The sequence below is a fragment of the Priestia sp. FSL P4-0332 genome, assembly GCF_038005845.1.
Taxonomy (GTDB): Bacteria; Bacillota; Bacilli; order Bacillales; family Bacillaceae_H; genus Priestia.
In genome coordinates this window covers 4,905,458-4,924,443 of record NZ_JBBOUA010000001.1, presented here as the reverse complement: position 1 = coordinate 4,924,443, position 18,986 = coordinate 4,905,458, and the positions used below count along the sequence as shown (strand labels likewise).

At 40.0% G+C, this 18,986-nt stretch carries 19 protein-coding genes; 18 read left to right on the top strand and 1 reads right to left on the bottom strand.

All coding sequences use genetic code 11. The annotated features are described in order from the left end of the window. Nucleotides 1–34 precede the first annotated feature (34 nt). Nucleotides 35–1,696 (bottom strand): sigma-54 interaction domain-containing protein, encoded by a 1,662-nt coding sequence (locus tag MKY06_RS25870; protein ID WP_098287155.1) that lies wholly within the window; start codon nt 1,694–1,696, stop codon nt 35–37. Nucleotides 1,697–2,031: 335 nt separating this feature from the next. Between MKY06_RS25870 and uvrB the strand changes: the two genes are divergently transcribed. The 18 genes from uvrB to hisIE all read left to right on the top strand — a co-directional run bounded on the left by uvrB (nt 2,032) and on the right by hisIE (nt 18,925). After that, on the top strand, nt 2,032–4,011 hold the full coding sequence (gene uvrB / locus MKY06_RS25865; RefSeq protein WP_289920321.1) for an excinuclease ABC subunit UvrB: 1,980 nt from the start codon (nt 2,032–2,034) through the stop codon (nt 4,009–4,011). 6 nt (nt 4,012–4,017) lie between these two features. After that, on the top strand, nt 4,018–6,894 hold the full coding sequence (gene uvrA, locus MKY06_RS25860; RefSeq protein WP_053487810.1) for an excinuclease ABC subunit UvrA: 2,877 nt from the start codon (nt 4,018–4,020) through the stop codon (nt 6,892–6,894). A gap of 87 nt (nt 6,895–6,981) precedes the next feature. Further along, the gene (locus tag MKY06_RS25855) at nt 6,982–7,293 is read left to right on the top strand and encodes a hypothetical protein (protein ID WP_013059730.1); all 312 of its coding nucleotides are present in this window, start codon (nt 6,982–6,984) and stop codon (nt 7,291–7,293) included. A gap of 39 nt (nt 7,294–7,332) precedes the next feature. After that, nucleotides 7,333–8,424: a DUF4097 family beta strand repeat-containing protein gene (locus MKY06_RS25850; RefSeq protein ID WP_013059729.1), complete on the top strand. Its 1,092-nt coding sequence runs from the start codon at nt 7,333–7,335 to the stop codon at nt 8,422–8,424. Nucleotides 8,425–8,465: 41 nt separating this feature from the next. Continuing rightward, nucleotides 8,466–8,660 carry a PspC domain-containing protein gene (locus MKY06_RS25845; protein WP_013059728.1) on the top strand — a complete coding sequence of 65 codons (195 nt, stop codon included), beginning with the start codon at nt 8,466–8,468 and terminating at the stop codon, nt 8,658–8,660. Between the two features lie 2 nt (nt 8,661–8,662). After that, nucleotides 8,663–9,028 (top strand): phage holin family protein, encoded by a 366-nt coding sequence (locus MKY06_RS25840; RefSeq protein ID WP_013059727.1) that lies wholly within the window; start codon nt 8,663–8,665, stop codon nt 9,026–9,028. Between the two features lie 191 nt (nt 9,029–9,219). Beyond that, a complete protein-coding gene (hprK, locus tag MKY06_RS25835) occupies nt 9,220–10,155 on the top strand; it encodes an HPr(Ser) kinase/phosphatase (RefSeq protein WP_013059726.1) in 936 nt (311 codons plus the stop codon). A 16-nt stretch (nt 10,156–10,171) separates the two neighbouring features. Beyond that, on the top strand, nt 10,172–11,005 hold the full coding sequence (lgt, locus tag MKY06_RS25830; RefSeq protein ID WP_013059725.1) for a prolipoprotein diacylglyceryl transferase: 834 nt from the start codon (nt 10,172–10,174) through the stop codon (nt 11,003–11,005). Nucleotides 11,006–11,065: 60 nt separating this feature from the next. Then, on the top strand, nt 11,066–11,713 hold the full coding sequence (gene ppaX, locus MKY06_RS25825) for a pyrophosphatase PpaX (RefSeq protein ID WP_013059724.1): 648 nt from the start codon (nt 11,066–11,068) through the stop codon (nt 11,711–11,713). Next, a complete protein-coding gene (locus tag MKY06_RS25820) occupies nt 11,710–12,237 on the top strand; it encodes an acyltransferase (protein ID WP_013059723.1) in 528 nt (175 codons plus the stop codon). Before ppaX ends, MKY06_RS25820 begins: the two co-directional genes overlap by 4 nt. A gap of 183 nt (nt 12,238–12,420) precedes the next feature. Then, on the top strand, nt 12,421–13,602 hold the full coding sequence (locus tag MKY06_RS25815) for an ATP phosphoribosyltransferase regulatory subunit (RefSeq protein ID WP_013059722.1): 1,182 nt from the start codon (nt 12,421–12,423) through the stop codon (nt 13,600–13,602). Further along, nucleotides 13,602–14,234, top strand: a complete 633-nt coding sequence (hisG, locus tag MKY06_RS25810) for an ATP phosphoribosyltransferase (protein ID WP_013059721.1) — start codon at nt 13,602–13,604, stop codon at nt 14,232–14,234. Before MKY06_RS25815 ends, hisG begins: the two co-directional genes overlap by 1 nt. A gap of 15 nt (nt 14,235–14,249) precedes the next feature. Further along, the gene (hisD, locus tag MKY06_RS25805) at nt 14,250–15,518 is read left to right on the top strand and encodes a histidinol dehydrogenase (RefSeq protein ID WP_025601780.1); all 1,269 of its coding nucleotides are present in this window, start codon (nt 14,250–14,252) and stop codon (nt 15,516–15,518) included. Nucleotides 15,519–15,593: 75 nt separating this feature from the next. Beyond that, nucleotides 15,594–16,178, top strand: coding sequence for an imidazoleglycerol-phosphate dehydratase HisB (gene hisB, locus MKY06_RS25800; RefSeq protein ID WP_013059719.1), 585 nt, complete (start codon nt 15,594–15,596; stop codon nt 16,176–16,178). Then, a complete protein-coding gene (gene hisH / locus MKY06_RS25795; RefSeq protein ID WP_013059718.1) occupies nt 16,179–16,826 on the top strand; it encodes an imidazole glycerol phosphate synthase subunit HisH in 648 nt (215 codons plus the stop codon). Next, nucleotides 16,813–17,547: a 1-(5-phosphoribosyl)-5-[(5-phosphoribosylamino)methylideneamino]imidazole-4-carboxamide isomerase gene (gene hisA / locus MKY06_RS25790; protein ID WP_013059717.1), complete on the top strand. Its 735-nt coding sequence runs from the start codon at nt 16,813–16,815 to the stop codon at nt 17,545–17,547. The genes hisH and hisA overlap by 14 nt, the downstream gene beginning before the upstream one ends. Then, complete coding sequence (gene hisF, locus MKY06_RS25785; RefSeq protein WP_013059716.1) at nt 17,547–18,305, top strand: imidazole glycerol phosphate synthase subunit HisF; 759 nt, start codon at nt 17,547–17,549, stop codon at nt 18,303–18,305. Before hisA ends, hisF begins: the two co-directional genes overlap by 1 nt. Beyond that, nucleotides 18,302–18,925, top strand: coding sequence for a bifunctional phosphoribosyl-AMP cyclohydrolase/phosphoribosyl-ATP diphosphatase HisIE (hisIE, locus tag MKY06_RS25780; protein WP_013059715.1), 624 nt, complete (start codon nt 18,302–18,304; stop codon nt 18,923–18,925). The genes hisF and hisIE overlap by 4 nt, the downstream gene beginning before the upstream one ends. Nucleotides 18,926–18,986 lie beyond the last annotated feature (61 nt).

Genomic DNA, 18,986 nt, shown 5'->3' with positions numbered 1-18,986 from the left:
ACGAAGCTAAAGATGCTTGTGTCGAATTTTTTGATTAGTTTAATCCATATTCTTTGATTTTGTTATAAAGGGTGCCGCGTGAAATGCCAAGCAGATCTGCTGCTGCACTTTTGTTTCCATAGGTTTTTTGAAGAGTCTCTTCTATTAGCCTAGCTTCTTGAAGAGAATCTTCCTCTTTTTGAACTTCTGTGAAAGAACTTGCATCCTTCAGGTTGTCAGGAAGGTGCGTAAGGGTAATCAATGACTGATCACTTAGAAAAATCATTCGTTCAATCGTATTTCTCAGCTCGCGAATATTGCCTGGCCAGTCGTATTGCATAAAGGCTTCGAGAACTTCAGAGCTGATGAAAGGAGCCTTCTTTTTATACTTTTTACTAAATTCCTGTACAAATTGCTGAGTCAATGCTTCGATGTCTTCTTTATGGTCTCGAAGCGGCGGAATAATAATGTTGATGACGGTCAGCAAATAGTAAAGATTTTCATGGAATTCACCGGCTTTTAGCAACTCTTCCAAAGGCGTCGTGGTAGAGGCTACAATTCGGGTTTGGACTTGAATTTCTTCCGTGCCTCCAACGTGATAAAAGGATCGTTCTTCCAAGTAACGGAGAAACTTCACTTGAATTTCAAGAGGCATTTTATCAATTTCTTCAATAAATAACGTCCCGTTATGAGCCTGCTCCAGTTTTCCCGCAATGGTCGTTGGATCTTCTGAAAAGACATCTTTTTGATGACCAAAGAGCTCAATTTCCAGGAGTCCCGATGGAATAGTGGCGCAATTTAAAGATAAAAAAGGTTCTTTATGTTTGGATCCCCCGTAGTGGATGGCCTGAGCCAGCATTTCTTTCCCAGAACCAGGTTCTCCTGTTAATAAAATAGGCATATCTGTAGATGCCACTTTTTTGGCAATGTCAACGGCTTGCTTAATTTCAGGACTGATACCCGCGAAAGAAGAAAATGGATTATCTTTCGGAATGAGAAGAGACACATCAATTTCTTCATTTAACCTTACAATATTGGTAATGTCATGTTCAGTTGCGACTCCACCTATGACTCGATTGTTTCTTATAATAGGAGATGCATTGATGAGCACGTGAGTTTGTTCATTAGGACGATGATACGTTCCGCGAACAGGGCGCCCTTCATTTAGAATCGTATGTAGAATGATGGATTCATCTTTGAAATGCTCTCCGATTTTTCTACCAATAATATCATCTCTCTGAATCTTATACGTATGTTCCGCAGCAGTATTCCACAAGATTACATTTCCTTCATTATCGACCGCTGTCACTGCATCATTAATGGTTTCTGCCAATGTATCAAAATAGGAAGCTAATATCTCATTTTGGCTATGCAAATGTGTAATCCACTGTGAAGGTGTTACAAGTCCTATTGTGGTTTCTTGGTTTTCTGCTTGAATGAGGACTGGTCTGTTCCAGTTTATGTTGGCTTGTAAATTGGCTAACGTAGAAGTAGAAGATGAAGGCCAATTTGTATCCGCTATTACTTTCTTTATGGAAGATGCCCTGTCATGACCTGTTAAAAGGTATCGTTCATCTTTGTGTATTACATAAAAGGTATTTGCTGTGACTACAACGAAGTCATAGTTTGAAAGTTCAGATTTCACTTTAGCTAAAGAAGTTGATTCTTCAACTGTTGTAAAGGAGTTATTTATAAGAACTTGATCAACGCTTGCCATACTAAACCCCTCTCAGTACATATTTTTTATACTGTATCATAATTTAGAAATTGGCGCAAAAGCCTATCTTTTTCAAACAATAACGCAGCTTACTTTCTTTTGTTGCTTTCATCTAAAGAGTTGTATTCCCTTCGAAAAGGGTAGTATAAGAATTTAGTGGGTAATAAAGTAACAGGGTAAAAAATAAAAACAAACAAACACTATATAAGATTAATACTCATTAGTTTCATTTATGATTATAAAGTGATAAAATACGAATATCAGTTCGTGTTTTCGGTTTTTACATATCGTAATAAAAATAGATAAAACAAGAAAATAGAAACGGAGGCCTTCATTTGAAAGATCAGTTTGAATTAGTATCCCCATATCAACCGCAAGGTGATCAGCCAAAGGCAATTGAAAAGATTGTGAAAGGAATTAAAGAAGGTAAGCAGCATCAAGTTTTGTTAGGTGCTACAGGAACGGGAAAAACCTTCACCATGTCTAATGTTATTAAGGAAATAAATAAGCCGACACTAATTATGGCTCATAACAAAACGCTTGCTGGTCAATTGTACAGTGAGTTTAAAGAGTTTTTTCCTAATAATGCAGTCGAATACTTTGTCAGTTACTACGATTACTATCAGCCTGAAGCCTATGTACCTCAAACAGATACATTTATTGAAAAAGATGCGAGCATTAATGATGAAATTGATAAACTTCGTCACTCGGCAACTTCTTCTCTTTTTGAACGAAAAGATGTCATTATTATTGCCAGCGTATCCTGTATTTATGGCTTAGGGTCTCCGGAAGAATACAAAGAAATGGTCGTATCTCTTCGAGTAGGAATGGAAAAAGAGCGCAATCAGCTGCTTCGTACGCTAGTAGATGTACAGTACGAAAGAAATGATATTGACTTTAAGCGCGGAACGTTTCGCGTTCGCGGTGATGTTGTGGAGATTTTCCCTGTGTCTCGAGATGAACACTGTATTCGCGTCGAGTTTTTCGGCGATGAAATTGACCGTATCCGAGAAGTTGACGCTCTAACAGGAGAAATCATTGGTGATCGTGAACATGTAGCTATCTTCCCGGCATCTCACTTTGTCACGAGAGAAGAAAAAATGCGTGTTGCCATTCAAAATATTGAAAAAGAACTAGAAGAACAGCTAGAGAAGCTAAAAGAAGCAGGCAAGCTTTTAGAAGCGCAGCGCTTGGAGCAGCGCACGCGCTACGACCTAGAAATGATGAGAGAAATGGGCTTTTGTTCGGGAATCGAGAACTACTCTCGTCATTTAACGCTTCGTCCCGCTGGTTCTACACCTTATACACTGCTGGACTTCTTCCCGGAAGATTTCCTTCTTGTTGTGGATGAATCACACGTTACGATTCCTCAAGTTAGAGGAATGTACAATGGAGACCAAGCGCGTAAACAAGTGTTAGTGGAGCATGGTTTCCGCTTGCCGTCCGCATTAGATAACCGCCCGCTTAAATTTGATGAATTTGAACAGCATATTAACCAAATTGTTCATGTTTCCGCAACACCAGGTCCTTATGAACTTGAGAAGGCACCTGATGTGATTGAACAAATTATCCGTCCAACGGGATTATTGGATCCAAATATTGAAGTTCGACCAATTGAAGGGCAGATTGATGATTTAATTGGAGAAATTCATGACCGGATTAAGCGAAATGAACGAGTACTCGTTACGACGTTAACAAAGAAAATGTCTGAGGATTTAACGAACTACTTAAAAGAAATCGGCATTAAAGTTCAATATCTTCACTCTGAAGTGAAGACGCTCGAGCGTATTGAAATTATCCGAGAGCTGCGGCTTGGAAAGTACGATGTGCTTGTAGGAATTAACTTACTTCGTGAAGGTTTAGATATTCCGGAAGTTTCGTTAGTAACCATATTAGACGCGGATAAAGAAGGATTCTTGCGTTCAGAACGATCGCTTATTCAAACCATCGGACGTGCTGCGCGAAATGCTAATGGACATGTCATTATGTATGCAGATCGCATCACAAACTCCATGGACATTGCTATCAATGAGACCAAGCGTCGTAGAAGTATTCAAGAAGCTTACAATGAAGAGCATGGTATTACACCAACAACGATTCAAAAAGAAGTTCGAGGCTCAATTCGTGCAACAGTAGTAGCAGAAGATACAGAAACGTATGAAGAAGCACCGGCATTTGATAAGCTCAACAAAAAAGAAAAAGCAAAGCTCGTAGAAGAAATGGAACAAGAAATGAAAGAAGCAGCCAAAGCGCTTAACTTTGAACGCGCAGCTGAGCTTCGTGACTTGATTCTAGAATTAAAAGCGGAAGGGTGACAAAACATGGCGATGGAAAAAATCGTGGTAAAAGGTGCACGAGCCCACAATTTGAAAAATATCGATATTGAAATCCCACGAGACAAATTAGTGGTGTTAACAGGGTTATCAGGTTCTGGTAAATCTTCTTTGGCTTTCGATACAATCTATGCAGAAGGACAAAGACGTTATGTCGAGTCGCTTTCGGCATATGCAAGACAGTTTTTAGGTCAAATGGATAAGCCAGATGTAGATTCGATCGAAGGATTGTCCCCTGCTATTTCAATCGATCAAAAAACAACGAGCCGAAACCCTCGTTCAACCGTCGGAACTGTGACGGAAATCTATGACTATTTACGCCTTTTGTTTGCTCGTGTAGGAAAGCCGATTTGTCCTAATCATGGAATTGAAATTACATCTCAAACGATTGAGCAAATGGTAGATAGAATTTTAGAATACCCTGAACGCACAAAACTTCAAGTACTGGCACCTGTGGTATCTGGACGAAAAGGTACCCATGTAAAAGTGTTAGAAGATATTAAAAAGGAAGGGTACGTTCGCATTCGAGTAGACGGAGAAATGCGTGAAATAACAGAAGAAATTGAACTGGAAAAAAACAAAAAGCACTCCATTGAAGTAGTGATTGATCGCGTTGTTGTAAAAGAAGGTGTAGCCGCTCGTTTGTCGGACTCTTTGGAATCAGCTCTTCGCCTTGGAGAAGGGAAAGTAATTATTGATGTGATTGGTGAAGAAGAACTGCTTTTTAGTGAGCATCATGCTTGTCCAAAATGTGGTTTCTCCATTGGAGAACTTGAGCCCCGCATGTTTTCATTTAATAGTCCGTACGGGGCGTGTCCAACGTGTGACGGGTTAGGAACGAAATTGGAAGTGGATAAAGATTTAGTTATTCCTAACTATGACTTAACGCTTCGTCAGCACGCAATTGCACCTTGGGAGCCAACAAGTTCTCAATACTATCCGCAGCTGCTTGAAGCCGTATGTACACATTACGGCATCGATATGGACGTGCCGGTGCGAGATATCCCGGAACATTTATTTGATAAAGTATTATATGGCAGCGGTAAAGAAAAAATTTACTTTCGCTATGAAAATGATTTTGGCCAAGTAAGAGAAAATCATATCGAATTTGAAGGCGTGCTTCGGAACGTAGAGCGCCGTTATCATGAAACAAGTTCAGATTATATCCGTGAGCAAATGGAAAAGTACATGGCTCAGCAAGCTTGTCCAAAATGTAAAGGAAATCGCTTAAAACGTGAAAGCTTAGCGGTGCTTATTGACGAAAAGCATATAGGAGATACAACCCGCTTCTCGGTAAAAGAAGCATATGATTTTTTTGAAAGTCTCAGCCTATCTGAAAAAGACATGAAGATTGCGGATATGATACTGCGTGAAATTCGTGAGCGTCTAAGCTTTCTCATTAACGTGGGACTTGATTACTTAACATTAAACCGCTCTGCTGGAACTCTCTCAGGAGGAGAAGCACAGCGGATTCGTTTAGCTACTCAAATTGGTTCTCGTTTGACGGGGGTTCTTTATATTTTAGATGAACCTTCTATCGGTCTTCATCAACGTGACAATGATCGCTTAATTCGCACGATGCAAGATATGCGCGATATTGGAAATACGTTGATTGTTGTAGAACATGACGAAGATACGATGATGGCAGCTGATTATTTAATTGATATCGGACCAGGAGCTGGCGTACACGGGGGTGCTGTTGTTTCTCAAGGTACGCCTCAGGAAGTGATGGAGGATGAAAACTCTTTAACGGGTCAATATCTATCAGGAGAGAAGTTTATTCCTCTTCCAGCGGAAAGACGGTCAATAGATAAAGATCGAATGATTGAAATTATAGGAGCAAAAGAAAACAATTTAAAAAATGTAAAAGCAAAGCTTCCGTTAGGTATGTTCACGGCTGTTACAGGTGTATCTGGATCAGGTAAGAGTACGCTGGTAAATGATATCCTTCATAAATCATTGGCGCAAAAGCTGCATAAAGCAAAAAGCAAAGCAGGAGAACATAAAGAAATCAAAGGCATTGAACACTTAGATAAAGTCATTGATATTGATCAGTCTCCCATAGGCCGTACGCCTCGTTCGAACCCTGCAACGTATACAGGTGTATTCGATGACATCCGAGATGTATTTGCCCAAACAAACGAAGCAAAAGTGCGTGGATATAAAAAAGGTCGTTTTAGCTTTAACGTGAAAGGCGGCCGCTGTGAAGCTTGTCGAGGAGACGGTATTATTAAAATTGAAATGCATTTCTTGCCAGATGTATACGTCCCTTGTGAAGTCTGCCACGGCAAACGATACAACCGTGAAACTTTAGAAGTGAAATACAAAGATCAAAACATTTCAGATGTATTGGATATGACCGTTGAAGACGCGCTTCACTTCTTTGAAAACATTCCAAAGATTAAGCGCAAGCTGCAGACAATTTACGATGTAGGACTTGGCTATATCACGCTTGGACAGCCGGCTACTACTTTATCTGGTGGAGAGGCACAGCGTGTAAAGTTAGCTTCAGAGCTTCACCGCCGCTCAACAGGAAGAACGCTGTACATTTTAGACGAACCGACTACCGGTCTTCATGTCGATGATATTGCACGATTATTAAAAGTGCTCCAGCGTTTAGTTGAAAATGGAGATACGGTTCTAGTGATCGAACATAATTTAGACGTCATCAAAGCTGCTGATTACCTGCTTGATTTAGGACCTGAAGGTGGAGATAAAGGCGGACAAATTGTGGCTGCGGGTACGCCAGAAGAAGTGTCAAAAGTAAAAGAATCCTATACGGGTCATTATTTGAAGCCAATTTTAGAACGTGACCGTAAGCGTATGGAGAAAAAAGTTGAAAAAGCAGAGGCATTAACTCGTTAAAAGACACCAGCATTGGTGTCTTTTTTATAAAGAATGAAACTTTTTAACTCATTAAACCGTAATACATGATATAAGGAGCTGATTATTATGGAAGGAAATCGCATACTATCTTCCTTAAATTATTTTAGCGTTTTCTTTGCACCATTTTTATTACCTATTATTATTTATTTTGTTGTTCATAACATAGAAGTAAAGAAACATGCAAAAACTGCATTTTTGTCACATTTATTACCTATCGCTACAGCGATCTTATTCTTATTTTTCTTGCTTCCTGCTCTTACTGGCTCTAGTGGAACGGTATTTATTCTTTTAATTGTAGCTTTAGTTGTTGTTTCTTTAGTTAATGTTGTTGTGTTTGTATGGAATATTGTAAAAGGGATACAAATATTAAGCAGGTAGAAAGTTAAATGACTAAAACGTAAAGAGGAGATGGAACGTATGAGTGAAAAGCGCAAACAAATTTTACAGATGGTAGAAGAAGGAAAACTTAGCGTGGATGAGGCTTTAACTTTGCTAAATTCACTGGAAAAAGACTCAGCTAATGATTCTTCCTATGCTACGCCTGATAAAGCTGAGCTATCCCCTTATGTAGGAGGAAAACAGAAAAAAACGTACGCTTCTAAATCATCTCAAAGCTCTTTAAAGGAAAAATTATTTACATTTGTAGATCAAACGGTAAAAAAAGTAAAAGAAGGAGATTTAGATTTTAACTTTGGGCCTTCGATTGACGTTCAGCACATCTTTCAACAATCAGAAGCATATATTCAAGAGATTGACGTAGATTTAGCAAATGGAAGCGTCCAACTCCGCCCTTGGGGAAGTACAGAAGTACGAATAGAATGTGAAGCTGCTATCTACAAAGTAGAGAATTCGGATGAAGCGCGCCGCACTTTCTTGCAGCATACGGCATTTTCCATTGAAAATGGCAAATTGCGCTTTGCAATTCAGCAAAAACAAATGAAGGTGAAGGCGATTATTTATATTCCAGAAATGGAATATGAACGCGTCAAGCTCCGTATGTTTAATGGTTCAATCGATGGGGAAAGACTAAGCGTACGAGACCTGAAAGCCAAAACAGCTAATGGTACCATCCGCTTTTACGATGTGAATAGCCATTCTCTTGAAATGGAGACATCAAATGGGCATATGGAACTTTCTCGAATACTCGCTTCAAAATGTGAGCTTGAAACAATCAATGGAACGGTTAAATTTGATGGGGACACAAAGAAAATTGACGTTCAAACATTTAACGGAGATATTGATACGTATTTAAAAGGAGAGCGCATTGAAAAAGCATTTTTCAAAACGACTACAGGGAGCATTACGCTCTATACGCCGCCCCACCTCTCCGTTGATGGAGATTTGAAATCTAACTTTGGGAATTTTACATGTACACTTCCTGAGATGGAAATAGTAGATGAGAAAAAAGAAACGGTGATGAAACAACTTCGTTTCAAAGCCAATATCGCTTCGCCTAAAGGCTATAAATTGTTAGCTGAATCCAAAACGGGCTCAATTGTTATAAAATAGAAAACGCTTGGTTTAGTAAAAAAGCAAAGGAGATGATTAACGTGCGAAAGTTGTATCGTTCGCGAACAAATCGCAAGCTTGCGGGTGTTATCGGCGGTATTTCTCAGTATATCGGAATAGATGCTTCACTACTGCGCGTATTGTTTATCATCAGTTTATTTTTTACAGTAGGTACCCCGGTCATTTTATATATGATTTTTGTGTTTTTAGTTCCAAATGAAGAAGGAGATTTCTAAAAATGTTATTGCGTGGAATCATTAGTATTTTAATCAATGCCCTCGTATTAATCGTAATCGCAGGTTATATTGACACCTTTCACTTGGAATCAGTCAGTGCAGCTATTATCGCGAGCTTGATTCTATCGATTTTGAATGTGTTTGTTAAGCCGATTTTAATTTTACTTACCCTGCCGGTGACATTTCTTACGCTTGGCCTATTCTTATTCGTTATTAATGCCATTACGCTGATGATTACACAAAGTGTTATGGGAGATTCTTTTAATATTGACGGGTTTGGTACAGCGCTTTTAGCCTCGGTAATCATGTCGCTTTTAAATGCGCTTATTCAACGAGTGATTGTTGAACCGCTTCAAAATAGAAGATAACTTTCTTGCAATATTTAATTTTCTAAAAAAGATGGTAAGGCGATGCAGCCTATGCCATCTTTTTTTTCTTTTCTTTCCGTATTAATGATAAAATAAAGTGGCTAGTAGAACCAAACGCGACATAAAAGCGAGAGTTGGATATACTGTAGACATGAACAGGTATATGACTGTTCATAAAAGGAGGATGCACGGTGGTTAAAGTACGTACAAAAGACATCATTGAGAAATTTAAATTAGAGCTTATTAGCGGAGAAGAAGGAATCGACCGTCCTATTTCAACGAGTGATATTTCACGTCCAGGTATTGAAATGGCAGGTTATTTTACATATTACCCAGCGGAACGTATCCAGCTGTTAGGTAAAACAGAACTATCATTTTTTAAACAGTTAGATGATGAACAAAAAAAAGTTCGAATGGAAAAGATGTGTACAGATATCACGCCGGCTATCATCGTTTCGCGTGAAATGGATGTACCGAAAGAACTTATTGAAGCTTCAGAGCGTGAGTCAGTTCCTGTGCTGCGTTCAAGCTTTAAAACAACGCGACTTTCCAGCCATTTAACGAATTTTCTTGAAAGCCGGCTAGCACCTACTACTGCCCTGCACGGCGTATTAGTTGATATATACGGAATTGGTGTATTAATCATGGGAAAAAGCGGCGTTGGTAAAAGTGAAACAGCTCTAGAGCTTGTTAAGAGGGGCCATCGCCTAGTAGCCGATGACTGTGTGGAAATCCGTCAAGAAGACCAAGACACGCTTGTAGGAAATGCGCCTGGTTTAATCGAGCATTTGCTTGAAATTCGAGGACTAGGGATCATCAATGTGATGACGCTATTCGGCGCAGGAGCTGTACGAAGCTATAAGCGAATTTCACTTGTTATTCAGTTAGAGACATGGGATCAGCAGAAACATTATGATCGCCTTGGTTTAGAAGAAGATAAAATGAAAATCATTGATACAGACGTTACAAAAATTACATTGCCAGTACGTCCGGGACGAAACTTAGCTGTTATCATTGAAGTGGCAGCAATGAACTTCCGCTTAAAGCGTATGGGTATTAACGCAGCAGAACAATTTTCTGCACGCCTAACAGATGTAATTGAAGAAGGAGATCGTGAAGATTTATAAGAAAGGGTGTTAACTTGTGGAAGCAACTATTCAGCCGTTAGATCGCGTTTTCCTTGAAATTGGCCCTCTAACGGTCTACTGGTACGGCGTAATTATCGGTGCAGGTGTTCTATTAGGTCTTTATATTGCGACAAGAGAAAGCGTAAGAAGAGGCTTATCAAAAGATACATTTGTTGATCTTATCTTATTTGCTGTGCCAATAGCTATTATTTGTGCGCGAATTTATTATGTATCCTTTGAATGGGGATACTATTCAAAGCATTTAAATGAAATACCTCAGGTTTGGCAAGGTGGGATTGCCATTCATGGAGGCTTAATCGGAGGCGTATTAACTGCCATTGTGTATTCGAAAGTAAAAAAGATTTCATTTTGGAAGTTGGCTGATATTGCTGCGCCTAGTTTAATCCTTGGCCAAGCCATTGGGCGCTGGGGCAACTTTATGAATCAAGAGGCACATGGGGGGCCGGTTACCCGTGCTTTTTTAGAAGGGTTACACCTTCCAAATTTCATTATTAACCAAATGTATATTAACGGTACATATTATCATCCTACGTTTTTATACGAATCATTATGGGATTTTGCTGGATTTATCCTGTTGATGGTACTTCGCCGCACCAGTCTGCGAAAAGGAGAAATTTTCTTATCTTATTTAATCTGGTACTCAGTTGGACGCTTCTTTGTAGAAGGGCTTCGCACGGATAGCTTAATGCTGACGCATACACTCAGAATCGCTCAAGTTGTTTCACTTGCACTGATTGTAATAGCCATTATTTTAATTATTATCCGCCGCGTGACGGGAATGAGTAAACAGAAATACTTAGAGAATGAAGAAGAACAATCTAAGGCGTAAATGAAGAAAAGCTACAAGGTTTACACAAACTTGATTTGACGCAAGGGAAGGAAATGAATAATGACGATTAATACGGTTTTGTTTGATTTAGACGGTACTCTAATTGATACAAATGAATTAATTATTGCCTCTTTTACTCATACGCTTAATCACTATTATCCTGAACAATATACTCGTGAAGATATTTTACAGTTTATGGGACCTCCTTTATACGACACGTTTGTAGAAATGGATAAAACGAAAGTAAACGAAATGATTGAGATGTATCGCACGCATAATCTAGCCAATCACGATTTGCTTGTTAAAGAATTTGAAGGCGTACTTGAAACAGTTAAATGGCTGCACGAGCAGGATTATAAATTAGGTATTGTCACAACAAAGCAAAGAAATACGGTCATGATGGGGCTTAAGTTAACAAAGTTAGATCAGTTCTTTGATACGATTGTCGCAATTGAAGACGTGACAAATGCAAAGCCGCATCCTGAGCCAGTAGAAAAAGCACTGAAGCTGCTTAATGCTAAACCTGAAGAAGCGCTGATGGTGGGAGATAACCATCATGACATCGTTTCTGGCCAAAGAGCTTATACGAAAACAGCTGGAGTTGCTTGGAGTGCAAAAGGAAGAGATCATATCGCTTCTTATAATCCTGATATTATTTTAGAAAATATGACGGATTTAATTGATATATTAAAAGGAGAACGTCAGTGAGAAAAACGACGCGCTATCCGGTTAAAGGAGCTAATTCCCTTTGGCATGTCTATAAGACCGTGCCTTTTTGGAAAGTAGTGCGCAACTTCCTAATCATTCAATGCGCTCGCTATACGCCTTTTCTTTCGATGAAAAACTGGCTGTACAAAGCGTGCTTAGGGATGAAAGTAGGACCTCAAACATCCTTTGCCCTTATGGTGATGCTCGATATTATGTTTCCTGAAAAAATACAAGTAGGACGCAATACGGTTATCGGATACAATACAACTATTCTCGCTCATGAATATCTGATAACGGAATATCGTCTTGGAGATGTCATCATTGGGGATGAAGTGATGATTGGAGCAAATAGCACCATCCTTCCAGGCGTAACAATCGGCAACGAAGCGGTTGTAGCGGCTGGAACGGTGGTTCATAAAGATGTAGCACCCGGTTTCTTTGTTGGAGGTAACCCTATGCGTGTCATCTATACAAAAGAAGAAATGGAAAAGCGCAGGGAAGCAGAACCTAAAGCCACAACTTAGCAAGAACTAAGCTGTGGTTTTTTTTGTAAATTTGAACAGCTGGCGGTTGACGGCTGACTTTATCGGGTGTAAACTATCAATAACTTTAATTTGTTATTTCGCTAATGCATTAGCGTAATAAAGTAAAATCAACCTATCAATGGTTCCTTAATAGATAAAATCAAGCTTAAAGGACGTGTCGGAATGTCAAAGTTATTTATGTTTGAAAAACCTCTTGGAATGAGGGATACCCTGCCAGCTCTTTTTGAAAGAAAAAAACAAGTTCGCAATCAGCTGGCAGATGAAATCGGCAGCTGGGGCTATCAATATATGGCAACGCCTACTGTGGAATACTACGAGACGGTAGGAAGCGCATCAGCTATTTTAGATCAACAATTGTTTAAACTTTTAGATAAAGAAGGGCATACGCTTGTGCTGCGACCGGATGTAACAACACCATTTGCACGTGTGGCCGCTTCAAAACTTTTAAATAATTCTCCTTTGCGCTTAGCTTATGAAGCAAATGTATTCCGAGCTCAGCAGCGTGAGGGTGGCCGCCCGGCGGAGTTTGAACAAATAGGCGTTGAGCTAATTGGAGACGCTACGATGAGCAGCGATGCTGAAGTGATTGCTCTCATGATCGGCGCATTAAAAAGAGCGGGACTTAAATCATTTAAAGTGGCAATTGGCCACATCGGGTTTGTTAATTCGCTTTTTTTAGAAATTGTCGGAAATGAAGAACGTGCTAACGTGCTTCGCCGCTTTTTATATGAGAAAAATTACGTGGGCTATCGTAATCATGTAAAAGATTTGAATCTATCTTCTATTGATAAACAGCGTCTCCTTCAGCTGCTTAACCTGCGCGGAGATGAAAAGAAGATTGAAGAAGCGGTTGAACTAGTTGAAAACGAAGCTGGTAAAAAAGCAGCCGGCGATTTGAAAAAGCTATGGAATATGCTTGATGCATACGGTGTAACGGATGAAATTAAAATTGATTTTAACTTAGTCAGTCATATGAGCTATTACACAGGTATTTTATTTGAAGTCTTTGCTGAAAACGTTGGTTTCCATATCGGTAATGGAGGACGTTATGACCAGCTTCTTGAAAAATTTGCGTCTAAAACACCAGCTACAGGATTTGGAATTCAGCTGGACCGCTTAATTGAAGCGCTGGGCGAAGAAGTATATGAGCCTTCAGCAGTATACGGCATATTATATAGCCAGGAGCGTTTGGATGAGGCATTAGCTTTAGCTGCTGAACAGCGCAAGCAAGGATACCGGGTAGTGACTCAGGAAATTGCAGGCGTTGATGATGTTGATGTATTTACTGCACAGTTTGAAGAAGTCACGTTTCTAATTGGAAAACGAGGCAAGGGGGGACAATAATGAGTGAACTATTAACAATTGCAATGCCAAAAGGACGTATTTTTGAAGAAGCAGCTGAACTTTTGCGTCAAGCAGACTTTCAATTGCCGCCAGAATTTGACGATTCGCGCAAGCTGATTGTAGATATTCCTGAAGAGAACATGCGCTTTATTTTAGCAAAACCAATGGATGTTACTACTTATGTAGAATACGGAGTAGCGGATCTTGGTATTGCAGGTAAAGACGTAATGTTAGAAGAAGAACGAGATGTCTATGAGCTGTTGGATTTAAATATTAGTAAATGTCATCTGGCCGTTGCCGGTTTGCCTAATGCTAAAAAATCAGAAATTGCTCAAAAAGTGGCAACTAAATATCCAAATGTAGCATCTACTTATTTCAGGGAGCAAGGAGAGCAAGTAGAAATTATAAAATTGAATGGTTCGATTGAATTAGCGCCTTTAATCGGCCTGGCTGATCGGATTGTTGATATTGTATCAACGGGACAAACACTAAAAGAGAACGGACTTGTTGAATTGGAGCACATTGAAGATATTACATCGCGTTTGATTGTGAACCCTGTGAGCTATCGTTTAAAAGACGAACGAATTGATGATTTAGTGAATCGTTTAGCCCAAGTGGTTCAACCTGTATAAAAGAGGTGACATACATTGAAAATTACACGTGTAACAGAACAAGTGAGCTTAAAGCGTACGATTGATCAAGGGACAAGTGCTCAAAGAGAAATTGTCGTAAATATTTTAAAGCAGGTGCAAGAGCAAAAAGACGAAGCTTTAAAACAGTATACAGCCCAATTTGACGGCGTTGAGCTTTCTTCTTTGCTTGTGACAGAACAAGAAAAGAAGCGTGCTTATGAGCTGGTTGATGCAGATATGCTGTCAACCATTCGTGAAGCTGCTGACAACATTCGTGATTACCACGAAAGAATGGTCGAGCAGTCTTGGATGACAACAAAAGAAGACGGCACCATTTTAGGGCAGAAAGTAACGCCTTTAGATGCAGTAGGTGTTTATGTACCGGGAGGCCTTGCGGCTTATCCTTCTTCCGTTTTAATGAATGTCATTCCTGCTCAAGTGGCAGGTGTAAAACGTATCGTGATGGTTTCACCTCCAGGAAAAGACGGCGCGCTTCCTGCTGGAGTAGTGGTAGCAGCGAGTGAGCTTGGGGTCAAAGAGATTTATAAAGTAGGGGGAGCTCAGGCAGTAGGAGCACTTGCCTATGGAACAGAAACAATTCAATCCGTCGATAAAATTGTAGGGCCAGGTAATATCTTTGTTGCATTAGCGAAAAGAGAAGTATATGGCTTAGTAGACATTGACTCAATTGCTGGACCTAGTGAAATTGTCGTACTAGCAGATGATACGGCCAAGCCGAACGAAGTGGCCGCTGATTTATTGTCTCAAGCAGAACATGACAAATTAGCTTCAAGCATTTTAGTTACACCTTCTATGAAATTAGCCGAAGCTGTTAAAGAAGAAGTGGAAAGACAAGTGGAATCTTTACCTCGTAAAGAAATTGCAAAACCTTCTATTGATAACCATGGCGCTATTTATGTGACTGGGTCATTAGAAGAAGCGATTGAAGCTGTTAATCAATTAGCTCCTGAGCATTTAGAAATTATGACTGAAAGTCCGCTTGAACTTTTAGGTTCCATTCGTCATGCCGGTGCTATTTTTCTAGGGAGATACAGCTCAGAACCTGTTGGCGATTATTTCGCGGGACCAAACCATGTTCTTCCAACAAATGGGACAGCAAAATTCTCAAGTCCTTTATCAGTTGATTCATTTGTGAAAAAGTCTAGTATCATTTCATACAGCCAACAAGCTCTGCAGAAAAATGTCTCGAAAATCGCAGCGTTTGCTCGTTTAGAAGGGCTAGAAGCTCATGCAAGGGCGGTTGAAGAACGCTTTAAAAAATAAGGTGGAGATTAAAAGAAAAGAGTAGAAATGTTCTTTTCTTTACTTATTACATGCACAGTTGAAAGGAGTTTCACAATGAGAGAGTCAAGTATTAAACGTACAACAAACGAAACGGATATTGCATTAGCCATTGGAATCGATGGAGAAGGAAAAGCGAACATTGATACAGGCGTTCCTTTTTTAAATCATATGCTCGATTTATTTACAAAACACGGACAGTTTAACCTTGATGTAAAAGCAGATGGAGACACGGAGATTGATGATCACCATACAACGGAAGATATCGGTATTTGCCTTGGTCAAACGTTCAAAGAAGCGCTCGGTGATAAAAAAGGAATTAAACGCTATGGAAATGCTTTTGTACCAATGGATGACGCTTTGGCTCAAGTCGTAGTGGATTTAAGCAATCGTCCTCATTTTGAATTTAAAGGTGACATTCCCGCGTCGCGCGTCGGTACATTTGATACAGAGCTTGTGTATGAATTTTTATGGAAATTTGCATTAGAATCTCGCATGAATGTACATGTAATTGTACACTACGGTAAAAATACACACCACATTATTGAAGCGGTATTTAAGGCATTAGCACGTGCTTTGGACGAAGCGACAACGATTGATCCGCGTGTCAAAGGTGTGCCTTCGACGAAAGGGATGTTGTAAATGATTGGCATTATCGACTATGGGATGGGCAACTTATACAGCGTAAGTAAAGCTCTTGAACGATTAAACTATGACTATATTATCTCCGCAGATCCTGCAGAACTAAGAAAGGCAAAAGGGCTGATTCTTCCTGGAGTTGGAGCATTCAAAGATGCGATGGAACAGCTGAATCAAACAAAGCTGACGGACTTTATTAAAGAAGAAGTAGCAAAAGGAATGCCTTTACTTGGAATTTGTTTAGGTATGCAGCTTTTATTTGAAGAAAGCGATGAGAACGGCGTAACAAAAGGACTGGAACTGTTAAAAGGGAGAGTGGAGCGTATTCCCGGCATTACTGCCGAAGGACAGACATATAAAGTTCCGCATATGGGCTGGAACTCTTTAGATTTTCATCAGCAGTCTGCTCTGCTTGATGGAATCAGTGAAGGTCACGTGTACTTTGTTCACTCTTATTACGTAAAAACAAATGATCAAGACGTGCTTTTAGCAACAAGTCCTTACGATGTTGAAGTTCCAGCAGTTGTTGGAAAAGAACACGTATTTGGCACTCAATTCCACCCTGAAAAAAGCAGTGCAATCGGAATGCAAATGCTGCAAAATTATGCAAACTTCTTAGAGAAAAGGAGCCCATCGTATGAGCAAATTTGAAATATATCCAGCCATTGATATGCGCGGAGGAAAGTGCGTCCGTTTGCTTCAAGGAGATTACACAAAAGAAACAGTGTACGGAGATTCTCCGGTAGATATGGCCACACAATTCGCAAGTGAAGGCGCTCAGTGGATTCACATGGTTGATCTGGACGGTGCAAAAGCGGCCAAGCGTGTGAATGATGAATTTGTGCTAGGCGTGAAAAAGAAATTAGATGTACGTGTGCAAATTGGAGGAGGCATTCGCTCAGAAGCTGACGTTGCTTACTATTTAGAAAACGGAATTGACCGCGTTATTTTAGGAAGTGCAGCTATTTCTAATCCTGAATTTGTGAAAAAAATGCTGAAGGAATATGGTGCGCGTATTGCTATTGGTATTGATGCACGTGATGGCTATGTTGCAACGGAAGGCTGGGTGGAAACATCTACAATCAAAGCGACAGAACTAGGAAAAGAATTGGCTAATGCTGGTGCGGAAACATTTATTTTCACGGATATTTCTACTGATGGTATGCTGTCTGGTCCTAATGTGGAAGGAATTGTTGAAATGGCTAAGGCTACTGGAAAAGGTGTGATTGCATCAGGGGGAGTTAGTAAACTTGCTGATCTAGATGCGCTAAAGAAATATGAAGCTGACGGCGTTATTGGTGCGATTGTAGGGAAAGCACTTTATACAAATAAGTTTACAGTAGCTGAAGCACTTCAAGAGGTGAAAGCGTAATGATTACAAAACGAATCATTCCTTGTTTAGATGTAAAGGACGGCCGTGTGGTAAAAGGAGTTCAGTTTGTGGAACTTCGAGATGCAGGAGATCCTGTAGAGTTGGCGAAATTTTACGATGAAGAAGGCGCAGACGAATTAGTCTTTTTAGACATTTCTGCTTCTCATGAAGGACGCAAAACGATGGTACATGTTGTAGAAGAAGTAGCATCTCAGCTAGCGATTCCTTTTACGGTGGGCGGAGGAATTAATGCATTAGAAGATATGAAAAGAATGCTTCGTGCTGGTGCAGACAAAGTGTCATTAAATACAGCGGCCGTACTCAATCCAACACTGATTACAGAAGGGTCCGATTTTTTTGGAGCTCAGTGTATTGTAGTAGCCATCGATGCTAAGTACGATGAAAGCTTACAATCATGGCGAGTCTATACACACGGAGGCCGCAACGCAACGAACTGGGAAGTAATCGACTGGGCAAGAGAAGCAGTGAAGCGCGGTGCGGGTGAGATCTTGTTAACGAGTATGGATAAAGACGGTGAAAAGTCAGGGTTTGATTTAGCATTAACCAAAGCAGTCAGCCAAGCGGTGAGCGTTCCTGTTATTGCTTCTGGCGGCGCAGGAAATGGTCAAGATTTTGTCGATGCGTTTGAGAAAGGGGAAGCTGACGCGGCTTTGGCGGCTTCGATCTTTCACTATAAAGAAACATCTGTAAAAGAAATTAAAAGCTATGCAAAACAACAAGGAGTGAGCATTCGATGACGATTGAAAACATTAAATTCAACAGTGATGGACTTGTGCCAGCTATTGTACAAGATGCTGTGAGCAAAGAAGTTTTAACATTGGCTTATATGAACGAAGAATCACTTCAAAAATCAATTGATACACGTGAAACATGGTTTTACAGCCGTTCTCGACAAGAGTTGTGGCACAAGGGCGCAACCTCTGGAAACACACAAAAAATTGTGAGCATGGCATATGACTGTGATGCCGATTCTCTTGTTGTAAAAGTGGAGCCTCAAGGTCCTGCTTGTCATACGGGCGCTTACAGCTGCTTTAATGAAACAATTCTTGGCGAAAATAAACAAAACGATAATCGGTTTGCTATTATTAATGAGCTAGAAGAAGTAATCGCTAAGCGTGAAGCTGAAATGCCAGAAGGAGCTTATACGACGTACTTATTCGATAAAGGCGTAGATAAAATCCTCAAAAAAGTAGGAGAAGAAGCTGGTGAAGTGATTATTGCAGCAAAAAATCGTGACCATGATGAGCTGAAGTGGGAAGTTGCAGATTTATTGTACCACGTACTTGTTTTACTTCGTGAGCAAAAGCTGCCTTTAGACGATGTCCTATCAGTATTAAAGGAGCGTCACTCTAGCTAATAGCTACATAGTGAAAGGAGAGAAGGAGTTGTCTCATTTTAGATAAAAGAGGCAAAACCTT